The sequence below is a fragment of the Mesorhizobium sp. M7A.F.Ca.CA.004.04.2.1 genome (genome assembly GCF_004022825.1).
Lineage (GTDB): Bacteria > Pseudomonadota > Alphaproteobacteria > Rhizobiales > Rhizobiaceae > Mesorhizobium.
The window spans coordinates 1-669 of record NZ_RZPH01001637.1; the positions used below are offsets into that span (position 1 = coordinate 1).

General features: G+C 64.7%; 1 protein-coding gene and 1 pseudogene. One reads left to right on the forward strand and one right to left on the reverse strand.

Features of this window, described 5'->3' with window-relative positions; translation table 11 throughout:
- Window positions 1–21 precede the first annotated feature (21 nt).
- Complete coding sequence (locus EN893_RS36635) at window positions 22–519, forward strand: GAF domain-containing protein (protein ID WP_127271638.1); 498 nt, start codon at window positions 22–24, stop codon at window positions 517–519.
- A gap of 13 nt (window positions 520–532) precedes the next feature.
- Here EN893_RS36635 and EN893_RS39745 read toward each other — a convergent pair.
- A pseudogene (locus EN893_RS39745) lies at window positions 533–669 on the reverse strand (YeiH family putative sulfate export transporter); the annotation flags it as partial.

Below are 669 nucleotides of genomic sequence, written 5' to 3' on the forward strand. Positions count from 1 at the left end.
CCCCTATACGGAGACACGTTCATGTTTGCGGCCAAGGCCATCGACACCTCAGACAAGGCCGCGTTCTACCGCGACCTCGCCACTCAGCTTAAGGCGCTGCTCGACGGCGAGCGCGATTCGATCGCCAACGCCGCCAACACCGCAGCACTCATCTTCCAGATGGTGCCGGACCTCAACTGGGCCGGGTTCTATTTCCTGCAATCGGACGAGGAAATGGTGCTCGGGCCGTTCCAGGGCAAGCCGGCCTGCGTGCGCATCGCCGTCGGCAAGGGCGTGTGCGGAACGGCGGTCGAACTCGGCACCTCTATGCTGATCAAGGACGTGCATGATTTTCCCGGCCACATCGCCTGCGATGCCGACTCGCGCTCGGAACTGGTGGTGCTGCTTGAGGACGATGAAGGCGTCTTCGGCGTGCTCGATCTCGACAGCCCGCTGCCCGGCCGCTTCGACAAGGCCGACCAGGCCGGCATCGAGACGCTGGCGGCGATCTATGCCGCGTCGAGTTCGTTCGAGGACTGAGGCCCGGTTTAGACTAGGTGAATTTCACCAGCATCAGGCTGAAGCAGCCGATGAACAGGAAGGCCGAGAAGGCGAGCGCCAGCGGGCGCAGGCCGCGCGAGCGCAGCTGCGAGATGTCGGCCTGCAGGCCCATGGCGGCCAGCCCCATGG